This window comes from Rhizobium leguminosarum (genome assembly GCF_004123835.1).
In the GTDB taxonomy this organism is placed as follows: Bacteria; Pseudomonadota; Alphaproteobacteria; order Rhizobiales; family Rhizobiaceae; genus Rhizobium; species Rhizobium leguminosarum_M.
In genome coordinates this window covers 133,015-153,133 of record NZ_MZMU01000025.1, presented here as the reverse complement: position 1 = coordinate 153,133, position 20,119 = coordinate 133,015, and the positions used below count along the sequence as shown (strand labels likewise).

Here is a 20,119-nt window from a genome sequence, read left to right as displayed (position 1 = left end):
CCTCACGCGGCAATGCCGGCCATCATCAGGCCGAGGGTCTGTTCACCGGCATCGGGCGTCTTCTCGCCGACGATATGGCCGGCAAACATGACAAGGATACGGTCTGAAAGGGAGCGGATTTCATCGAGTTCGACGGAGACGAGCAGGATCGCCTTGCCCGCGTCACGCATTTCGATGATCCGGCGGTGGATGAATTCGATGGCGCCGATATCGACGCCGCGTGTCGGCTGGCCGATGATCAGCATCTTCGGATCGCGTTCGATCTCACGGGCAACGACGATCTTCTGCTGGTTGCCGCCGGAGAAATTCGCCGTCTTCAGCCGCGGATTCGGCGGGCGGATGTCGTATTTCTCGATCTTCTCCATCGCATCCTTGCGGATCGCTTCGAGATCGAGCAGCGGGCCTTTGCTGTAGGCCGGGCGGCGATGATAACCGAGCACGGAATTTTCATATTCCTCGAATTTCAGCACCAAGCCCATATGATGGCGGTCCTCGGGAATATGCGCGAGGCCGAGATCACGCAAGCGGGCGGGATCGGCCTTGTCGATCGTCTGGCCGTCGAGCAGGATTTCGCCGGAGGTCGGCTTGCGGATGCCGGCAATCGCCTCCAGCAATTCGGACTGGCCATTGCCCGCGACACCGGCGATGCCGACGATCTCACCGGCGCGCACGTCGAAGGAGACATTGTCGACCATGGTGACGCCGCGATTATCCTTGACCGTCAGGTTGCGGACGGACAGCACGGCAGATCCGGGGTTGGCCTCGCCCTTCTGCACGCGCAGCAGCACCCGGCGGCCGACCATCAGCTCGGCGAGTTCCTCCACTGCCGTCTCCGACGTCTTGCGGGTCGCGACCATTTCGCCGCGGCGCATCACCGAGACCGTATCGGTGATTGCCATGATCTCGCGTAGCTTGTGGGTGATGAGGATGATGGTCTTGCCCTGATCACGCAGCACCTTGAGGATGCGGAAAAGGTGATCGGCCTCCGCCGGGGTCAACACGCCGGTGGGCTCGTCGAGGATCAGGATCTCGGCGCCGCGATACATGGCTTTCAGGATCTCGACACGCTGCTGCAGGCCGACCGGGAGCTCCTCGATCAGCGCGTCGGGATCGACCTCCAGGCCATATTCCGTTTCCAGCCGCTTGAGCTCGGCGCGGGCCGAGGCAACGCCCCTGGCCAGCAACATGCCGCCTTCGGCGCCAAGCATGATGTTCTCGAGAACCGTAAAATTATCGACCAGCATGAAATGCTGGTGCACCATGCCGATGCCGGTGGCGATCGCCGCCTGGCTGTCGCGGATGATGACGGGATTGCCGTTGACGCGGATCTCGCCGCTATCGGCATGGTAGAAACCATAGATGATCGACATCAGGGTCGATTTGCCGGCGCCGTTTTCGCCGATGATGCCGTGGATCGTCCCCTTGGCAACGGTCAGGTTGATGTCCTTGTTGGCGTGGACGGCACCGAACTTCTTGTCGATGCCGACAAGCTCGATAGCGGGCTTATCTGTCACTGCAGGCTCCAAATAAGAAAAGGGCGTATGGCGAAAATCCCCTCCGCCATACGCCCGATCTCAATCGTCGATCACATTCGGGCGCGGATCACTTCGGGCAAGCGTTGTCCGAGGTGTAATCGTGAACTTTGACGGTTCCCGCGATGATGTCGGCCTTGGCCTTGTCGACGGCAGCCTGCATTTCCGGCGTGATCAGAGACTTGTTGTGCTCATCGATCGCGGCTCCAACACCGTCTTCCTTGACGCCGAGCGCCTGGACGCCGCCGGTGAACTTGTCGTTCTTGGTGTCGTTGTAGGCATTGTAGACGGCGAGGTCGACGCGCTTGACCATCGAGGTCAGGACCGAGCCGGGATGCAGGTAGTTCTGGTTGGAGTCGACGCCGATCGACAGCTTCTTGTTGTCGGCGGCCGTCTGCAGAACGCCGAGACCGGTGGCACCGGCTGCCGCATAGACGACGTCAGCGCCTTGGTCGATCTGGTTCTTGGTGAGCTCGCCGCCGCGGACCGGGTCGTTCCAGGCAGCGCCCGTGGTGCCGGTCATATTCTGGAACACTTCGATATCGGCTTTGACGGAGCGTGCGCCCTGCTCGTAGCCGCATTCGAACTTGCGGATCAGCGGAATGTCCATGCCGCCGACGAAGCCGACCTTGCCGGTCTTGGAGGCCATGCCGGCGAGAACGCCGACGAGGTAGGAGCCTTCTTCTTCCTTATAGACCACCGAGCGGACGTTCGGCTTGTCGACAACGGAGTCGACGATAATGAACTTGGTATCCGGGAATTCGGCTGCAACCTTCTCGATGGCCGAGGTCCAGGCGAAGGAAACGGCAACCACCGGATTGAAACCGCGGCTGGCGAAGTTGCGGATGGCCTGTTCGCCCTGGGTGTCGCCCGTCGGCTCGAAGTCGCGATAGGCAATGCCGGTTTCGGCCTTGAACTTCTCGGCACCGTTATAGGCCGCCTCGTTGAAGGACTTATCGAACTTCCCGCCGGTGCCGTAAACCAGCGCCGGCTTGACATCGGCGGCAAGCGCCGTCGTCGACATGGCAGCCACGGCAAAGAGAGTGAGAAGGGATTTTTTCATTGTGCAGCCCTGTTGTTGCTATTCGTTAGGGGTCCTCCCGCAAGCCCTTTTCGGACATGTCTGCGGAACCACCGACCTCCCCCCGGAGGCCTGGCTGCGTGCATCCTTGCATGGCTCACGGAAAAATTCACCAGAAATTTTTCAGCTGGTAAAGATTTGCAGCGATTGCCGAAAATCAGCTCTTCGGGGCTGATTTTTGGACATTCCTTGCATCCGAATGCGGATTTTCTAGCCAATCCGGCGGCAAATACCGAGGTCGAAGAGCGGGTGCCGCCCATCCGGATTTCTCGCCGGATCGCGCCGGCAAAACCACCTTGCTATGCAGTGAAGCGACCGGCCACCGGCGGCTTCTTGTAGCCGATCATCCACAGAAGCAGCGCGATCACCAGGAAAACGGCAAAGGCCGGTTGGAGCATCAGCCACTGGAAGATGACGGTGTAGAAACGCGGGTGGATATAATAGGAAAGGGAGGATTGCAGCGACGTCAGCGTCGTCGGGCTCACATCCTGCCAGGCATCGGAGATCGGCGTCATCACCACGGAGGACGCCGCAACCGATTGGATCGAATCGATGGTCCCGGCAATAACGGCCGCCGCAAGCGCGACAAGACTCGCCAGACGCAACAGGAAACGCATCAATTCCTCCGACGCTCGATATGCCGGACAATTCCGGCCGGCCGCGCCATTCTCCACCTTAGAGAATTACATAGTCATCGATGAGGTGAAGCACAATGGAGTGGCCGAGGCGAGTTTTATCGGAAGAAGTCAAAAAACTGTTAGATTTCGGTTGATCGGCAAAAATTCATCGGTATATATCGCGCCGTTCCGACGATTTGCTCCTATCCGGGCGCGAACGCCAAAAAAGGACAGGTGGCCGAGTGGTTTAAGGCGCACGCCTGGAACGCGTGTGTACGTGAAAGCGTACCGTGGGTTCGAATCCCACCCTGTCCGCCATTTCTCTTTAAAACCCCCGATCCTTCCTTCGCACGGCCGTGCCAGCCTTCGTGACGATCTATTGTGTGTGGCAGCAGCCTCAACGCCCCTGCCGAGATTCCCGGACTTGCAGATATTGGAATGCCCCGGCGGCGGCTCAGCATGATCACGACTAGCGCGTCGGCCCGAATATCGGAATCGATTCGGGCCGACGCGTAGATTTAGCGTGTGCAGCGTCCTTTGCGCGTCTGAAAAGACGTGCGGCGCTGTAGGCCCTATTCGAAAACTTCCGAGACGCTCGTCGCTGCGACCGCATTCCCTTGACGTCCTCCGATTGGAGGCCGCGGAGCCTCGGAACTCAGCAGTTTGCGAGCCAAGACGATCGAAACGTAGCACAGGCCGAATGTCGACGCCCATTGGCAAATCACCAGTATTGCCAAAGCGATGAGGTTCAGTTTTCCGTCCGAGAAGATGCTATCGGCTGCGTATGACAGCGATGTTGCTGCCGTCATCAATATTAAAGCACCGATGAAGGGAAGAATCAGTCCGGCAAACAGCCGTAAAAAGGTGGGAACCAAACCGCGTTTCCCCCGGCTGAAGGCAGCTGAAAGCCCGCTTTTAGAGCCCGCAATTCCGGCAATAGGCCAGGTTCCGACAAGGGCAAGGAGCAGCGGAAGGATCATTGCGATCACCGCAAGACATGAGAGTAGAAATGCGTTCCTTGATAGAGAAGCGGCGCCGAATGCGACAGGGGCACCAATCCCGATTCCAATGACGACGAGGATAATAAGCAAGTTCTTCCAGATGTAGCCACCAAACCCACGCATGCCGCTGGTCAGGTTTGAAACTTTCCCGTCTCCATTTAATATTGCATTCTGAATGAAGAATCCAAAAGACAAAGAAACGAAAAATTGCGCTGAATTACTTTTGTTTCCGCCGCTGTAATCATCAAAACCGACCAGTGCGCAATTGGCCGCAACAACAACACATACAAAAGACAGATTACGTCTTACAAAAGAAATCGTTTCACCCTAACATTGCACCCCTACTATCCCTCGCCTCTGGATGGAAGATATCGTCATTAAAACATGGTGCTGTCAAACGTTGATCTTTCTTTTCAGCAAGTTCCCGTACCGAAACCCTGCAGAAGCCATCAATCGGCCGTGTCGAGGTGTGGCGACGGTATCGATTGACGTCCCGACGACCTAAGCAAGATTCCTGATTTTTTACCATGCGGCTTCACCGCCTCTTTGCACGTTTGGGTTTACCGTCTGCCAAATTTAAAAAACAGAGGTAAAACAGGTGGAAGAACTTTCGGTACAGTCGAAGATCATCAAATCCGTCTATTTCAGCCAGGAAGACGGGCGGCTCAGGATTTGTTTCAAGAATGGCGAGGAGCGTCTGTTCGAAGGCGTTCCCTCCTCGGAAGCCCATGCGATGACGGTGGCGCCGTCTCCCGGCCATTATTATCTCGACCGGATCAGAACCCGATTTCGCAGGTTGGCTGCCTGAAACCCGAGGAATGCCGCCAGCCTACGTTGCAGGATTGCGTAAGATCGGGACGATGCCGGTGGATATTAACTTGTTGTTAGCCATCGATATCATCTGGGTTGGATCACGCCTGCCGGAAGGCGGCAGTTTGTCGGTGCTGCCGGCTGGTTCAAAGTCGGCCAGCCGGGAGGCTCGGTGGCGGACCCCAGCCAGGAAGCCGGGCCTCCCCGTCACGGCATGCTTGGTGGAGCGTAGTGGCGAAACGCATGAGTGGGTTTCAGATGCCCTCTGCTCCTCTTGTTTAATTGAGATCGCATGATGCTCCGCGGGCTCCGGTCTCCATCCGGTGAACTAGCGCATTGGGGTTAATCCTGTGAAAAACCCGAATCATTACATCAGGACTCGACAACGCTTTATTAGCATGATTGCATAAAGCTATCGGATAGGACCGGGGGGTGATGATGTTCGAGAATCTGCTTGAGATGCAGGAACGTGGCGCACGGGACCGTGCGCGTGGCCGCAGCCTGGCCGACAATCCGATGTCGAAGCCGGATATCCTGCCGATCGCCGATTTCCAGGAATGGTACTCGATGTTCGACGCCTGGCGCTTCGGTTGGTCGATCGAGGATGCGATGGCGGGGCACATCAATATGCCCCGGGATGGCGGCGCCTTGTCCCGGACCTATACCAGAACGGTCTGATCGATCCTGTCCTCGGCGCCGAAGAATTTCAGGTAGCGTTCGACCTCAGCCGGGTCGCCGGTCGCCTTCTGCGGGTTGTCGGAGAGCTTCACCGCCGGACGGCCGTTGGCGTCGCTGACCTTGCAGACGACGGAGATCGGGTTGAGGCCGGAGATCTCGATCGGCGCGCAGCCGGAAAAATCGTTCGTCAGGTTCGTGCCCCAGCCGAAACTCATGCGCACGCGGCCTTCGAAATGCCGGTAGGTATCGATGATGGCGTCGACATCCAGACCGTCCGAGAAGATCAGCAGCTTCTGGCGCGGATCGCGGCCCATCTTCTTCCACCAGTCGATAATCTTCTCGCCGCCTTCGATCGGCGGGGCACTGTCCGGGCGGAAGCCGGTCCAGTCGGCGACCCATTCCGGCGCGTCGCGCAGGAAGGCGGCGGTGCCGAAGGCATCCGGCAGCACGATCAGAAGGTTGCCGCCATAGAGCTTGTTCCAATCGCGAAGGATTTTGTAGGGCGCGTTGCGCAACTGCTCGTCGGTATCGGCAAGGGCGGCAGCCACCATCGGCAGCTCGTGGGCATTGGTGCCGACGGCCTCGAGATCGGAATCCATCGCCAGCAATACGTTGCTGGTACCGGCAAAAGCCGGCCCGATGCCTTCCTTCAGCGCCTCGACGCACCAGCGCTGCCAGAGGAAACTGTGGCGGCGGCGGGTGCCGAAATCGGAGATACGCAAGCCCGGCAATTCCTTCAGCCGTTCGACCTTCGACCACATCTTCGCCTTGGCGCGGGCATAGAGCACATCGAGGGTGAAGGGACCGAGCGCCTTCATCGCCGAGCGCGAGCGCAGCTCGTTGACGATGGCGAGCGCCGGGATTTCCCACATGGTGGTTTCCTTCCACGACCCGTGGAAATCCAGCACATATTGCCCGTCCTTCTTCGACAGCTCGTATTCGGGAAGCTGGAAATTGGAAAGCCAGGCAAGGAATTCCGGTTCGAAGATCTGCGCGCGACCATAGAAGCTGTTACCCGCAAGCCAGATCATCTCCTTCTTGGAGAGTCTCAGCGTGCGGGCATGGTCGAGCTGCTCGCGCAATTCGCCTTCATCGAGCTCCTCGGCCAGACGTACGCGCTTGGTGCGGTTGATGAGGGTGAAGGACGCGTTCACATCCGGATAGAGCTTCCAGATCATCTGCAGCATCAAAAGCTTGTAGAAGTCGGTATCGATCAGGCTGCGGATGATCGGATCGAGTTTCCAGGCGTGATTGTAGACGCGTCTTGCGATATCGGTCCTGGCCATCAAACTCCCGCCCCTGTCCACTCCGGTCAGGTGCTGCCAAATTCCCGGGTACTGCCAAGTTCCCAGCCGGCGCACGAAACCGGCTCGTGTGCCTTCTTATCGAAAAATCGGCGGCTAAAGTCCAGACAAAACAATGAACGTCCCGCCGCGGTGTGGCGACGGGACGTGAACATGGTTTTGCTCACGACTATTGGGCCGGCGTTGCGGGCGCCACATTCGGAGCGGCCGGCGTTGTGTTCGGCGTTTCGGTTGGAACGGCAGTGCCGTTCTGTAGCGCCGGCGCGGGGGCCGGAGCAGGCTGCTGCGACTGGAGCTGCTGACCTGGCTGCTGCGGTGCCACTTCGTTTGCCTCGCGATTACCCCAGATCTCGACCGGTATCCAAACCACGAAGGCAAGCACCAACGCGACGATCAGCACCGTCAGGACGCGATAACCCATGCGTCCCTGCCTTGCCTTCACGGGCGGGATCTGCTCTTCCTTGTGAAGCTTGCCATCCGACTTTTCCCAGCGTGTTTCCGTCTGATGGGCCATCATCGTCTCCTTCCACTGTCTTAACCGGCCTCGCCGGCAAGAATTTCCGCAGAAGAAACGGGTGGCTGTCTGGAAGGTTCCGAAAGCTCAATAGCCGACGGCGCGGTCGACCACGAACTGCAGCGGCCCGCCACGCTCGAAACGGGCGATCTGCGTCTCGACATGACGGAACAGCGCGTTTTCTTCGGAGACCGCCGCGTCGTGCGGCGTGATGAAGACGTTCTGCAATTCCCACAACGGGTTGTCTGATGCAAGCGGCTCCGCCTCGAAGACATCGAGGGAAGCGCCGCCAAGGGTGCCGTCACGGATGGCGGAAGTAATATCGGCCTCGACCTGGCTTTTACCGCGGCCGGCATTGATGAAAACTGGCTGCCCGAGCGCGCCGTTGCGGCGCAGCTTCGCAAACAGCCCGGCGTTATGGAAGCCTGATGTTTCAGGCGTCAGCGGCAGCAGGCCGACGAGGATGTCGGTTCTTGCAAGGAAGCTATCCAACTCGCTGGCATCGAAGGTTTCGACGCCATCGATCTGCTTGCGGCTGCGCGACCAGCCGATGACGTTGAACCCCATCACTTTCAGCTTGGCGACCGCATCCTGCCCGAGATTGCCGAGACCCATGACGCCGACGGTCACTTCCGCCGCCTCCGGCGCGATCAGCTTAGCCCACTCACGCTGCCGCTGGTGGCTGTCATGGGCGTATTGGCCGCGCAGATGCATCAGGCATTGCATGACCACCCATTCGCTCATACGGGTCGTCAGGCTGCGGTCGACGAAGCGGACGATCGGGATCTCAGGCAGGCCGTCCATGCCGATAATATGGTCGACGCCAGCGCCGCCTGAGAAGATCACTTTCAGGTTCGGTGCCCGCGCGAAAAGGTCGGCATCCGGTTTCCAGAGAAGCGCGTATTCGACCTCGCGGAGATCGCGGGCCTGATTGGCCGGATCGGCGAGATTGATGCTGCCTCGATCGGCAAAGGCCGTCTTCAGCACGCGGGCGACGCCTTCGGGATTGAACTTGATGTCGATGAGAACGGGAGGAGTTGCAGACATGATCTTCTTTTATTGCTGTACGGCGGGTGTCGGCACCGCCTCGATGTTGAAAGCAGCGGCCATCAGCGCCTTGGTGTAATCGTCCTTCGGCGCGCGGAAGATTTCCGCCGACGGCCCCTGCTCCACTACCTTGCCGAAACGCATGACGATGACGTCGTTGGCAAGCGCCTTCACCACCTTCAGGTCATGGCTGATGAAGAGATAGGCGAGGTCGTGCTTCTTCTGCAGATCGCGCAGGAGGTCGACCACCTGCGCCTGCACGCTCATGTCGAGCGCGGAAGTCGGCTCGTCGAGCATGACGAAGCGCGGCTTCAGCACCATGGCCCGGGCAATGGCGATGCGCTGGCGCTGGCCGCCGGAGAATTCATGCGGGTAACGCCAGCGGGTCAGGGGATCGAGACCCACCTCCTCCAGCGCCCAGCAGACGCGCTGGTCTCGTTCTTCTGATGTCAGCGATCGTTCATGCACCTTCAGCCCCTCGGCGACGATATCGCCGACCGACATGCGGGGGCTGAGCGAGCCGTAGGGATCCTGGAAGACGACCTGCAGCTGATTGCGTAGCGGCCGCATCTCGCTGAACGAATAGCCGGCTATATCCTTGCCGACAAAGGCAATTCGCCCTTGCGAGGAGATCAGCCGGGTGAGCGCCAGGCCGAGCGTGGTCTTGCCGGAACCGGACTCGCCGACGACACCGAGCGTCTGTCCGGCGCGCAGCGAAAGGTCGATGCCGTCGACCGCCTTGACGTGATCGACGACCCGGCGCATCAGCCCAGCCTTGATTGGAAACCAGACGCGGATATCCGAACCTTCCATCACCAATGGCTTCGAGGGATCGGCAAGCGGCGGCTCGCCGCGCGGTTCGGAGGCAAGGAGGTGGCGGGTGTACTCATGTTTCGGATTGGAGAAGACCTCCTCGACGGTGCCGGTTTCGACGATCTTGCCCTTGGTCATGACGCAGACGCGATCGGCGAATTTGCGCACGATGCCGAGATCATGAGTGATGAACAGCAACGACATGCCGTGGACGGCCTTCAACTGCCGGAGCAATTCGAGGATCTGCGCCTGCACGGTGACATCGAGCGCGGTGGTCGGCTCGTCGGCAATCAGCAATTCCGGTCGGTTGGCGAGCGCCATGGCGATCATGACGCGCTGGCGCTGACCGCCGGAGAGCTCGTGCGGATAGGCCTTCAACCGCTTCTCCGGCTCGCGGATGCCGACCTGGTTCAGCAATTCCAGCACACGCTCACGCGCCGGCTGGCCGGTGAGGCCTTGGTGCAGGGCGAGGATCTCGGCGATCTGCTTCTCGATCGTATGAAGCGGATTGAGCGAGGTCATCGGCTCCTGGAAGATCATGGTGATGTCGTTGCCGCGTACTTCGCGCAGTGCCCGCTCCGACGCTTTCAAAAGGTCCTTGCCCTTGAACAGGACTTCGCCGGAGGGGTGGCTTGCGGAAGGATAAGGCAGAAGCCGCAGGATCGAATTGGCCGAGACCGACTTGCCGGAGCCGGATTCGCCGACAAGCGCCACGACCTCGCCTTTGGCGATATCGAAAGAGATGTGATCGACGGCGAGCGAGGTTTCGCCGCCCTGATGAAAGGCAACCGAGAGATCGCGGACGGAAAGCAACGGTTCTGTCATTCGGCCAGACTTCTCAGGAGGGAGGAAAGAGTGGGCTCGTCCGGACGAAGAATGGTCAAGGGCCGAGCTTCCGCTGTCCGCCCATATATGCGATGGGTGAGCCGGTATTCGTCCTTTATTCCCCGATCGTCCGTCAGGATATGCGAACAGTTTGCGCCGATGGCCGTCGATAGATGAATGGCGTCCGGTAATTTCAGGCTGCCATATTGAGACCGCAGCACAGCAGCATATCGAAGTGTGGGTGGAACGATCGGGAGCACTTCAAGCCAGCTGCTCGTCAGGATCAGCCCTTCATACGCTTCAATCAGGCTGTCGTCATTCTGACGATATGGCGTCACCAGAAGCTCGGACAGCGTCAACTCACTCGTCACGAATCTCGGCTCGGCATCAGCATCGCCGGCGGCAAGCAGTTGAGCGAGGCGATCACTCGTCTCGTCCCGCCTCTCGAATGCCATGATGAAAATATTCGTGTCGAGATAAATTCTACTGACACCTTGCATCAATCATCCCATTCATCCCGCAGCCGGCGAATTCTGGCGACCGCTTCCTCGGCAGTCACCGACGGCCTGTCTTCCGCTTTTATGCGCCGAATGGCGGCGAGGGTTTCGCCTGTGGTCATCGGCTTCCGCTCAATTTTCGGCAGGTTTCTGAAACCTGGAAAAGGGTCTCTCCCCTCCTCCTTGGCTTCCTCCTCGATCACCACACGCACCATGGCGTCTTTCTCCAGGCCCTTTCGGAGTTCTTCCGGCAGCTTCGATGCAGGATAATGCTCAAACACGATCTTGTTCATCGGCCTGTGCCTCAAAAGTTGCGTCATGCCTAACCTTAGTCTGAACGCCTGGAAATGACGAGATGACTCCACTCATTGAAACGTCTTCCTCGGATCGAAGGCATCGCGCACGGCCTCGCCGATGAAGATCAGCAGGGAAAGCATGATCGACATGGCGAAGAAGGCCGTCAGCCCGAGCCACGGCGCCTGCAGATTGGTCTTGCCCTGGGCGATCATCTCACCGAGCGAGGGGGAGCCGGGCGGCATGCCGAAGCCGAGGAAATCGAGCGAGGTCAGGGTGGTGATCGAGCCGGAGAGGATGAAGGGCAGGAAGGTCAGCGTCGCGACCATGGCGTTCGGCAGCATGTGCCGCCACATGATGGTGCGGTTGTTGACGCCGAGCGCGCGGGCGGCGCGGACATATTCGAAATTGCGGGCGCGCAGGAATTCGGCGCGCACGATGCCGACGAAACCGACCCAGGAAAAGAGCAGCATGATGCCGAGCAGCACGAAGAAGCCTGGCGGCAGAATGGCGGCGATGATCAGCAGGATGTAAAGCACCGGCATCGACGACCAGATCTCGATAAAGCGCTGCAACAGCAGATCGGTCCAGCCGCCGAAATAGCCCTGCACCGCACCCGCCGTCACGCCGATGACCGCCGAGCAGATGGTCAGCACCAGGCCGAAGAGCACCGATATGCGGAAGCCATAGATGACGCGCGCCAACACGTCGCGCGCCTGGTCATCGGTGCCGAGCCAGTTGAGATTGCCAAGCGTGCAATCCGGATCATTCACCCCTTGCGGGTAGCCGGCGCAGCGCTCCTCCTTCGTCATCAGCCAGAAGGGAGCGGTGGGGGCCGAATGCGGAATGTTGGAATTGACCGAGCGGTAGGAATAGCGGATCGGCGGCCAGATCATCCAGCCATTGGCATTGATCTCGTCCGCAATCACCGAGGAACGGTAGTCGGTTTCGGCCAGGAAGCCGCCGAACTTCTCCTCGGGATAATCGACGAGGACAGGGAACAGGATCTCGCCCTTGTAGGAGGCGATGATCGGCCGGTCGTTGGCGAGGAACTCGGCAAACAGGCTGAGGATAAACAAGACCATGAACAGCCACAGCGCCCAGTAACCGCGGCCGTTCGCGCGGAAATTCTGCCAGCGGCGAATGTTGGTCGGCGAGAGCAGGCCTTTGCGCGGCGGCTTGACGGGTGTTGCGACAGCGGGATTTGCGGCGGCGTCCATCAGACATCCCTCCGCTCGAAATCGATGCGCGGATCGATCCAGGTGTAGATCAGGTCGGAAACCAGGCTGACGACGAGGCCGAGCAGCGAGAAGATGTAGAGTGTGGCGAAGACGATCGGGTAATCCCGGTTGATGACCGAGAGATAGCCGAGACGGCCGAGGCCGTCGAGTGAGAAGATGTTCTCGATCAGCAGCGAGCCGGTGAAGAAAGCGGAAATGAAGGCGCCGGGAAAACCGGCAATGATGATCAGCATGGCGTTGCGGAAGACATGGCCGTAGAGCACCTGCCGCTCATTCAGACCCTTGGCGCGGGCGGTGACGACATACTGCTTCTTGATTTCCTCGATGAAGGAATTCTTGGTCAGCAGGGTCGTCGTCGCGAAGGCTGCAAGCGAAAGCGAGATCAGCGGCAGGGTGAGGTGCCAAAAATAATCGAGCGGCTTCTGCCACCAGGCGAGCTGATCGAAATTGTCGGAGACCAGGCCGCGCAACGGAAACCAGTCGTAGAAGGAGCCGCCGGCGAAAAGCACGATCAGCAGAATGCCGAAGAGGAAGCTCGGGACGGCGTAGCCGACGACGATGACGCCCGACGTCCAGACGTCGAAGGTCGATCCGTCCTTGACCGCCTTGCGGATGCCGAGCGGGATGGAAATGGCATAAGAGAAGATCAGGATCCAGATGCCGAGCGAGATCGATACCGGAAGCTTCTCCTTGATGAGTTCGAGCACGGAAGTGTTGCGGAAGAAACTCTCGCCGAAATCGAAGCGGATGTAATTCCACATCATCTCGCCAAAACGGGTCAGCGGCGGCTTGTCGAAGCCGAACTGTTTTTCGAGTTTGGCGATCAGTTCCGGATCGAGCCCTTGGGCGCCGCGGTATCTGGAGCCGTCGTCCCCTCCTCCGTCACCCATCAGGTCACCGCCACCGGACAGGCGCTGATCGGCGCCATCGGCCTGACCGGTCAATTGGGCGATCACCTGCTCGACCGGACCTCCCGGTGCGAATTGAATGACGATGAAGGAAATCGCCATGATGCCGACGATGGTCGGGATCATCAGAAGCAGGCGGCGAATGACATAGGCGCCCATCAGCCTTCAGCCTCCGGAAATCTTCTTCTTGTCTGCCTGCCGTCCAGTCCGATGCTGCTCAATCCGCCAGCCTTCCCTTGCCGGCCGTACCGGCTTGTCGTGATTCGCTTGCGCCATTTGGAGCCGAGGCCGCCTTCAATGCAAGCCCGCTCATTTCGCCGAGGTCGACCACCAGGCATCAGGGAAGCCCAGGCTATAGGTCGGGAATTCGGCGGGATGGGTGATCGTGTTCCAATAGACGATGTTCTGGGTACCGCGGTAGAACAGCGGGATGACGTAATGGTTGGCAAGCAGTACCCTGTCCATCGCCTTGATCGCCGCGACCTGTTCATCGCGGTTCGGCGCGAAGATAATCATGCGGATGAGCTCATCGACGGCCGGATTGGCGATGCCTGCGTAATTTTGAGACCCCTGCTGGTTGACCGAACCAGATCCCCAATAGTCGGCTTGCTCATTGCCAGGGTTCATCGACTGCGCCCAGACATTCCAGATCATGTCGAAGTCGAAACTGCGTTCACGGTTGACGTTTTGCGAGGCATCGACCGTCCGCACGCGCGCATCTATGCCGATTTTCCTGAGATTGCTGGCATAGGGCACCGCCCAGCGCTCCAGCATGGGGCTCGACAACAGGATCTCGAAACTCATCTGCTGGCCAGTCTTGGTATTGACCATGCGATTGCCCTTGAGCTCCCAGCCGGCTTCTTTCAGAAGCGCAATTGCCTTGCGTAGATTGTCGCGGCTCTTCTGCGGATCGCCTCCGACAGGATTGGCATAGGGCGTCGTGAAGACTTCGGGCGGAACCTTATCCTTCATGCCCTGCAGAATTTCCAGTTCTCTACCTTGTGGAAGGCCGGAGGAGGCGAGTTCGGTATTCCAGAAATAACTGTCGATGCGTTTGTAACTGTTAAAGGCAACGGTGCGGTTCAGCTCCTCAAAATCCAGTCCATAGTTCAGCGCCTCGCGGACCCTGATGTCCTTGAAGAGGTCACGTCGCATGTTGGGCACGAGAGCCTGCATGATGCCGGTGGCCCGCAGCGGGTTTGCAACCTCCTCTTTCTTGACACGTCCTTCCTTCACCGCGGGGAAATCATATCCCGTCGCCCAGCGGGCAGCCGTGGTTTCCTGCCAGTAGTCGCTGTTGCCGGCGCGAAAGGCTTCGAACTCGACGTCCCGATCACCAAAATAGGTGTAGACGACGTTGCGGAAATTGTTCTGGCCGACATTCACATTGAGGTCCTTGCCCCAATAGTCATCGCGCAATTCGTAGCGGATCGTCGCGCCGGGGGAGAAGGAAGCAATCTTGTAAGGTCCCGAACCCATCACGGGCTCGAGCGTCGTCTTTGAGATATCGCGTGGCTTGCCGTCCGGTCCCTGCCCCTCCCACCAGTGTTTCGGCACGACCACCAACTGGCCGAGAATATTCGGGAGCTCGCGGTTGTGCTTTTCGTCGAAAGTGAAGGTCACGTCGCGTTCGCCGGTCTTCTCGGCCTTCACCACGTGCCGGTAGTAGTTCGCGCTGATGGGATTCAGTTCCTTCGTCTTATCCAGGCTGAAGATGACATCCTCGGGCGTTACCGGCTGACCATCTGCCCATTTTGCCTCCTTACGCAGGCGGAAGGTCGTGCTCGAGACGTCGGCGGGAAAAGACAGCCCTTCGGCAAGCAGACCGTAGGAGACAAGCAGCTCGTCATCTGCCGCCTTCATCAAGGTGTCGTATACGAGCGTCAGGCCTACTCCCACTTGGCCTTTGACAAGTAGCGGGTTGAAGGTGTCGAAGGCCCCGCTCGCGGAGAGGCGCAGGTCTCCACCCTTCGGGGCATTAGGGTTCACATAGTCGAAATGAGTAAAGCCCGGCTTGTACTTCATCTCGCTGATGACCGAGCTTCCGATCTGAAACGGCTGGCCCTCAGCCAATGCCGCCTGCGGCGCCAGAGCACCCGCAAGCGACAGAAACAGACCGATTTTCGACCACAAAGCCGCCATTCCCATTTTCCCCTGAATATTGATGGATCCGACAATACGAGAAATAGGGGCGAAAAACAGGAGAGAGTCTGGTTTTTGCCGGGCTCGCGAAATTTTGAGCCGCCAGCTCCTGTCAAAGGTCAGCTCCTGTCAATGCCTGAGGCGCTGCGGCGTTCCGTCACCGGCCCCTCCTGCGCCCGTCCAGCAAATCATCGATTCACCAAAATCGCTTTTCAGGATAGATTCGAGTGCAAATCACTTCGACATCGAATTAAGGGAACAGCATGGCTTTTGGCTTCGCTCAGGCTTTCAGGACATTCGGCAAACTGACGCTTGCCGGCGCAATCGGCGCAAGCCTCGCCGCCGGCGACGTCGGCGCCCAGCAGAAGACGCCGAGCCCGGGCAGCGCCAAAGGGCAGTTCGGCGCCGTCGGCCTGCCGACGCAGGGACCGGCACAGCCGATCGGCTTTTACGCAAAGGGCTGCATGACGGGTGCGGTGGCGCTGCCGACCGACGGGCCGACCTGGCAGGCGATGCGGCTTTCGCGCAATCGCCGCTGGGGCAATCCGGCGATGATCGCGCTGCTCGAACGTCTTTCGCAGGACGGGGTCAAATATGCCGGCTGGCCGGGCATTCTCGTCGGCGACATTGCGCAACCGCGAGGCGGGCCGATGCTGAACGGCCATTCCTCGCACCAGATCGGCCTCGATGCCGATATCTGGTTCACGCCGATGCCCACGCGCCGCATGACGGCCGAGGAGCGCCAGGATCTGCCCTTCACCACCATGCTGCAGAAGGGCAAGTTCCTGACCGTCGACCCCAAGGTGTGGACGCAATCGCACGCGCGGCTGCTGATGCTGGCTGCAAGCTATCCCGAAGTGGAGCGCATTTTCGTCAATCCTGCCATCAAGAAGAAAATGTGCGACACCTGGAGGGGCGACCGCACCAACCTTGGCAAACTCCGGCCGATATACGGCCATGACTCGCATTTCCACATCCGCATCAAGTGCCCACCGGGTGCTGCCGGGTGCACGCCGCAGGCCCCGGTCGCCACCGGCGACGGCTGCGACAAGTCGCTCGCCTACTGGTTTACGCCGGCGCCCTGGGCGCCGCCGAAACCGCCGAAGCCCGGCGCCAAGCCGCCGAAGCCGCCGCGCGAGATGATGGTCTCCGACCTGCCCAAAGCCTGCGCCGCCGTGCTCGATGCTGCTTCCGTCGGCTCGATGCAGGCCGCCACCTATGGCGGACCTTCCGCCGCAAGCGCGCTCGCCGCCGCTCCGACCGCAGCGCCTGCCACCGACGCCGATGGCGCTTTGCCCGATGTCGGCCCGGTTCCGAACGACAAGCCGGCGGTACAATGACCAAACCCTCGGACCAACCCCTGGGGATCGGGATCGGGGCGTTGTCTTTCAAATCGCAAATTCTTGGTATAAAGCGGTCAAATCGATTGAATTGTTCGGGCGGAGGGATTGATGGCCGGCGGCAAATGCCTTGCATTGATTGCGCATGACCAGAAAAAAGACGACATGGCCGATTTCGCCCGCGCCAATAGGGACGTTCTCTCCCATTGGAAGATCGTCGCCACCAGCACCACCGGCGGGCGCGTGCTCGACGCCGCCCCCGATCTCGACGTCACGAGGCTGAAAAGCGGACCGCTCGGCGGCGACCAGCAGATCGGCGCGCTGATTTCGACCGGCGAGGTCGACGCCCTGATCTTCTTCGTCGACCCCTTGACCCCGATGCCGCACGATGTCGACGTGAAGGCGCTGATGCGGCTGGCGATCGTCTACGATATTCCGATGGCGCTCAACCACGCGACCGCTATAAAACTTCTTCCCACACTCGAAGCCTGATCAGCACGGAACCGGCCATGCCAAAACCGAACAACAGCACCGCTCCGCTGCCTTTCCCGATCCTGATCGGCGATATCGGCGGCACGAACGCCCGCTTCTCCATCCTGACCGATGCTTATGCCGAGCCGAAGCAGTTTCCGAACGTGCGCACGGCGGATTTCGCCACGATCGACGAAGCGATCCAGCAAGGCGTGCTCGACAAGACCGCCGTGCAGCCGCGCTCGGCGATCCTCGCCGTCGCCGGCCCGATCAACGATGACGAAATCCCGCTGACCAATTGCGACTGGGTGGTGCGGCCAAAGACGATGATCGAGGGCCTCGGCATGGAGGATGTGCTCGTCGTCAACGATTTCGAGGCGCAGGCGCTGGCAATTGCCGCGCTTTCGGATGAAAACCGCGAACGCATCGGCGACGCCACCGGCGACATGATCGCGTCGCGCGTCGTGCTCGGACCGGGCACCGGCCTCGGCGTCGGCGGGCTGGTGCATGCCCAGCACAGCTGGATCCCGGTTCCCGGCGAAGGCGGCCATGTCGATCTCGGGCCGCGCAGCAAACGCGACTATGAAATCTTCCCGCATATCGAGACGATCGAAGGCCGCGTTTCGGCCGAGCAGATCCTCTGCGGGCGCGGCCTCGTCAACCTCTATCATGCCATCTGCGTGGTCGACGGCATTGAGCCGACGATGAAGGATCCAGCCGATATCACCTCGCACGCGCTTGCCGGCAGCGACAAGGCAGCCGTAGAGACCGTCTCGCTGTTTGCCACCTATCTCGGCCGCGTGGCGGGCGACATGGCGATGGTGTTCATGGCGCGCGGCGGCGTCTATCTCTCAGGCGGCATTTCGCAGAAAATCATCCCGGCGCTGAAGAAGCCGGAATTCCGCATCGCTTTCGAGGACAAGGCGCCGCATACGGCACTGCTTCGCACCATCCCGACCTATGTGGTGACGCACCCGCTGGCAGCGCTCGCCGGACTTTCCTCCTATGCGCGCATGCCGGCGAATTTCGGCGTCTCGACCGAGGGCCGCCGCTGGCGGCGCTGAGCCCGGCGCAGAACGATAGAGCGTCATTGGCACATCCTATGCGGAGGCGCGGCGCTCTAGCCAAACCAATCCCAACTCTTTATAGACCCCGGCAAAAGTGCGTGTCGCCCTCACGGGGCGCTTGGCCCGAGACAGGAAACCCTATTTGGAAGCGGCGGAAAGCAGAACGCAGAGCGTCAGCAGCGATACCGTAACCGGTATCCTGAAGCGCATCATCGCTGAAAACGGCCGCGATCATCTTTGGGGCTATGTCTTTGCGATTGCCTGCCTCATCGTGGTGGCGCTTTCGACGGCATTCACCGCCTGGATCATGCGGGCGATCATCGACGAGGCCTTCGCCAATCGCCGCGCCGACGTCGTCTGGATCATCTGTCTTTCGATCTTCATCGCCTTCGTGCTGCGCGGTTTTGCGAGCTATGGCCAGGCGGTGGCGCTTTCCAGGGTCGGCAACGATATCGTCGCCCGTTACCAGCGCCGGCTCTATGCGCATCTGATGACGCTTTCGGTCGGCTTCTTCAGCGAGGCGCGCTCAGCCCATATTGCCGCGCAGGTGAGCCAGAACGTCAGCGGCATCCGCGACGTGCTCAACCTGACGATCACCTCGACGGTGCGCGACCTGCTGACCTTCGTTTCGCTGCTCGCCGTGATGATCATCCAGGATCCGCTGCTCAGCCTTGCCGTGTTCATCATGGCGCCGCCGCTGCTTTATGCACTGCGCTATGTTTCCAAGCGGCTGCGCTCGGCGACCCGCGAGGCCGTGCATCTGAACAGCCACGTTCTCGGCGCCATGCAGGAGACGATCCAGGGCATCGCCATCGTGAAAGCCTTCACGATGGAAGAAGAACTGGAGCGCAAGGTCAACAAACTCATCAAGGGCGCCGAAAGCCGGGCGAACCGGATTGCTCGGCTTTCCGAACGCACCTCTCCTCTGACCGAAAGTTTCGCGGGCTTTGCCGTCGCCAGCGTACTTGCCTATGCCGCCTACCGCTCGATCTACTACAATGTGCCGCCGGGCGCCTTCTTCTCCTTCGTCACGGCGCTGCTGCTTGCCTATGACCCGGCCCGCCGGCTTGCCCGCCTGCAGGTGCAGATGGAGCGCGCCGTCGTCAATGCGCGGATGATCTACGAGTTGCTCGACATGGAACCGCGCCAGCGTGACCTGCCGGATGCCCGACCGCTGACGGTGACGCAGGCAAGGATCGAATTCCGCAATGTGTCCTTCGCCTACGGCAATGAGAGCGTGCTCAGCGGCGTCAGTTTCACCGCCGAGGGCGGCGCGACCACAGCGCTCGTCGGCCCCTCCGGCGCCGGAAAATCCACCGTCATCAGCCTCATTCCGCGCTTCTACGATCCGCGCGAGGGCGAAATCCTGATCGACGGACAGGACATCGCCCACATCACCAAGAAGTCGCTGCGCCAGCAGCTCGCCTATGTCTCGCAGCAGCCCTATCTGTTCGAGGGCACGATCCGCGACAATATCCGCTATGGCCGGCCCGAAGCGACCGATGCCGAGGTGGAAGAGGCGGCCCGGCTTGCTTATGCGCATGACTTCATCTCAGCCCAGCCGCAGGGTTACGAGACGGCGGTCGGCGAAAACGGCGTGACGCTTTCGGGCGGCCAGCGCCAGCGGCTGTCGATCGCGCGTGCTCTGGTGCGCAATGCACCGATCCTGCTTCTCGACGAGGCGACCTCCGCTCTCGACACCGAATCTGAAGCGGCGGTGCAGAAGGCGCTCGACGAAGCGATGACAGGACGTACCGTCGTCGTCATCGCCCACCGGCTTTCGACCGTGGTGCGGGCCGACAAAATCATCGTCATGCAGCAGGGCCGCGTCGTCGAAGAAGGCAATCACGAGACGCTTGCGAAGGTCAGCGACGGTCTTTACGCTCGCCTCAACAACCTGCAGAGGCCTTCGGCCTCCGATTCAAATTGACCTGGTG

General features: G+C 60.2%; 19 protein-coding genes and 1 tRNA gene. 7 read left to right on the top strand and 13 right to left on the bottom strand.

Translation table 11 applies throughout. The features are described from left to right. Positions 1-2: 2 nt before the first annotated feature. The 3 genes from B5P46_RS32670 to B5P46_RS32660 all read right to left on the bottom strand — a co-directional run bounded on the left by B5P46_RS32670 (position 3) and on the right by B5P46_RS32660 (position 3,230). Positions 3-1,514, bottom strand: coding sequence for an ABC transporter ATP-binding protein (locus B5P46_RS32670; RefSeq protein WP_129422327.1), 1,512 nt, complete (start codon positions 1,512-1,514; stop codon positions 3-5). An 88-nt stretch (positions 1,515-1,602) separates the two neighbouring features. Beyond that, on the bottom strand, positions 1,603-2,595 hold the full coding sequence (locus B5P46_RS32665) for a BMP family lipoprotein (RefSeq protein WP_129422326.1): 993 nt from the start codon (positions 2,593-2,595) through the stop codon (positions 1,603-1,605). Between the two features lie 317 nt (positions 2,596-2,912). After that, entirely contained in the window at positions 2,913-3,230 is a 318-nt protein-coding gene (locus B5P46_RS32660; RefSeq protein WP_003555860.1) for a hypothetical protein, read from the bottom strand. 228 nt (positions 3,231-3,458) lie between these two features. Between B5P46_RS32660 and B5P46_RS32655 the strand changes: the two genes are divergently transcribed. Further along, positions 3,459-3,548, top strand: a tRNA-Ser gene (locus tag B5P46_RS32655). Between the two features lie 254 nt (positions 3,549-3,802). On the opposite strand, the gene B5P46_RS32650 is transcribed toward B5P46_RS32655, so the two are convergent. Next, on the bottom strand, positions 3,803-4,426 hold the full coding sequence (locus B5P46_RS32650) for a hypothetical protein (protein ID WP_245456347.1): 624 nt from the start codon (positions 4,424-4,426) through the stop codon (positions 3,803-3,805). A gap of 403 nt (positions 4,427-4,829) precedes the next feature. On the opposite strand from B5P46_RS32650, the gene B5P46_RS32645 reads away from it, so the two are divergent. Further along, entirely contained in the window at positions 4,830-5,039 is a 210-nt protein-coding gene (locus B5P46_RS32645) for a KTSC domain-containing protein (RefSeq protein WP_129422324.1), read from the top strand. Between the two features lie 440 nt (positions 5,040-5,479). Beyond that, positions 5,480-5,719, top strand: a complete 240-nt coding sequence (locus B5P46_RS32640; protein WP_129422351.1) for a CrpP-related protein — start codon at positions 5,480-5,482, stop codon at positions 5,717-5,719. On the opposite strand, the gene pncB is transcribed toward B5P46_RS32640, so the two are convergent. The 9 genes from pncB to B5P46_RS32595 all read right to left on the bottom strand — a co-directional run bounded on the left by pncB (position 5,701) and on the right by B5P46_RS32595 (position 15,304). Further along, entirely contained in the window at positions 5,701-7,005 is a 1,305-nt protein-coding gene (pncB, locus tag B5P46_RS32635) for a nicotinate phosphoribosyltransferase (protein ID WP_129422323.1), read from the bottom strand. The two genes, B5P46_RS32640 and pncB, sit on opposite strands and share 19 nt — an antisense overlap. Before the next feature lie 187 nt (positions 7,006-7,192). Next, entirely contained in the window at positions 7,193-7,540 is a 348-nt protein-coding gene (locus B5P46_RS32630) for a hypothetical protein (protein ID WP_129422322.1), read from the bottom strand. 84 nt (positions 7,541-7,624) lie between these two features. After that, positions 7,625-8,584, bottom strand: coding sequence for a 2-hydroxyacid dehydrogenase (locus B5P46_RS32625; RefSeq protein WP_129422321.1), 960 nt, complete (start codon positions 8,582-8,584; stop codon positions 7,625-7,627). Between the two features lie 9 nt (positions 8,585-8,593). Next, a complete protein-coding gene (locus tag B5P46_RS32620) occupies positions 8,594-10,222 on the bottom strand; it encodes an ABC transporter ATP-binding protein (RefSeq protein ID WP_129422320.1) in 1,629 nt (542 codons plus the stop codon). Continuing rightward, positions 10,219-10,722 carry a type II toxin-antitoxin system VapC family toxin gene (locus tag B5P46_RS32615; protein ID WP_129422319.1) on the bottom strand — a complete coding sequence of 168 codons (504 nt, stop codon included), beginning with the start codon at positions 10,720-10,722 and terminating at the stop codon, positions 10,219-10,221. The genes B5P46_RS32620 and B5P46_RS32615 overlap by 4 nt, the downstream gene beginning before the upstream one ends. Further along, the gene (locus tag B5P46_RS32610; protein ID WP_129422318.1) at positions 10,722-11,012 is read right to left on the bottom strand and encodes a hypothetical protein; all 291 of its coding nucleotides are present in this window, start codon (positions 11,010-11,012) and stop codon (positions 10,722-10,724) included. Before B5P46_RS32610 ends, B5P46_RS32615 begins: the two co-directional genes overlap by 1 nt. Positions 11,013-11,084: 72 nt before the next feature. Next, a complete protein-coding gene (locus B5P46_RS32605) occupies positions 11,085-12,233 on the bottom strand; it encodes an ABC transporter permease (RefSeq protein ID WP_129422317.1) in 1,149 nt (382 codons plus the stop codon). After that, complete coding sequence (locus B5P46_RS32600; RefSeq protein ID WP_129422316.1) at positions 12,233-13,321, bottom strand: microcin C ABC transporter permease YejB; 1,089 nt, start codon at positions 13,319-13,321, stop codon at positions 12,233-12,235. The genes B5P46_RS32605 and B5P46_RS32600 overlap by 1 nt, the downstream gene beginning before the upstream one ends. A gap of 150 nt (positions 13,322-13,471) precedes the next feature. Continuing rightward, positions 13,472-15,304: an extracellular solute-binding protein gene (locus tag B5P46_RS32595; RefSeq protein ID WP_129422315.1), complete on the bottom strand. Its 1,833-nt coding sequence runs from the start codon at positions 15,302-15,304 to the stop codon at positions 13,472-13,474. A gap of 263 nt (positions 15,305-15,567) precedes the next feature. On the opposite strand from B5P46_RS32595, the gene mepA reads away from it, so the two are divergent. The 4 genes from mepA (at position 15,568) to B5P46_RS32575 (ending at position 20,112) form a co-directional block, all read left to right on the top strand. Beyond that, positions 15,568-16,644: a penicillin-insensitive murein endopeptidase gene (gene mepA, locus B5P46_RS32590; RefSeq protein WP_129422314.1), complete on the top strand. Its 1,077-nt coding sequence runs from the start codon at positions 15,568-15,570 to the stop codon at positions 16,642-16,644. 111 nt (positions 16,645-16,755) lie between these two features. Further along, the gene (locus tag B5P46_RS32585; protein WP_129422313.1) at positions 16,756-17,136 is read left to right on the top strand and encodes a methylglyoxal synthase; all 381 of its coding nucleotides are present in this window, start codon (positions 16,756-16,758) and stop codon (positions 17,134-17,136) included. Positions 17,137-17,153: 17 nt separating this feature from the next. Then, the gene (locus B5P46_RS32580) at positions 17,154-18,179 is read left to right on the top strand and encodes a glucokinase (RefSeq protein WP_129422312.1); all 1,026 of its coding nucleotides are present in this window, start codon (positions 17,154-17,156) and stop codon (positions 18,177-18,179) included. 145 nt (positions 18,180-18,324) lie between these two features. Further along, on the top strand, positions 18,325-20,112 hold the full coding sequence (locus B5P46_RS32575) for an ABC transporter ATP-binding protein (protein ID WP_129422311.1): 1,788 nt from the start codon (positions 18,325-18,327) through the stop codon (positions 20,110-20,112). Positions 20,113-20,119: the final 7 nt, after the last annotated feature.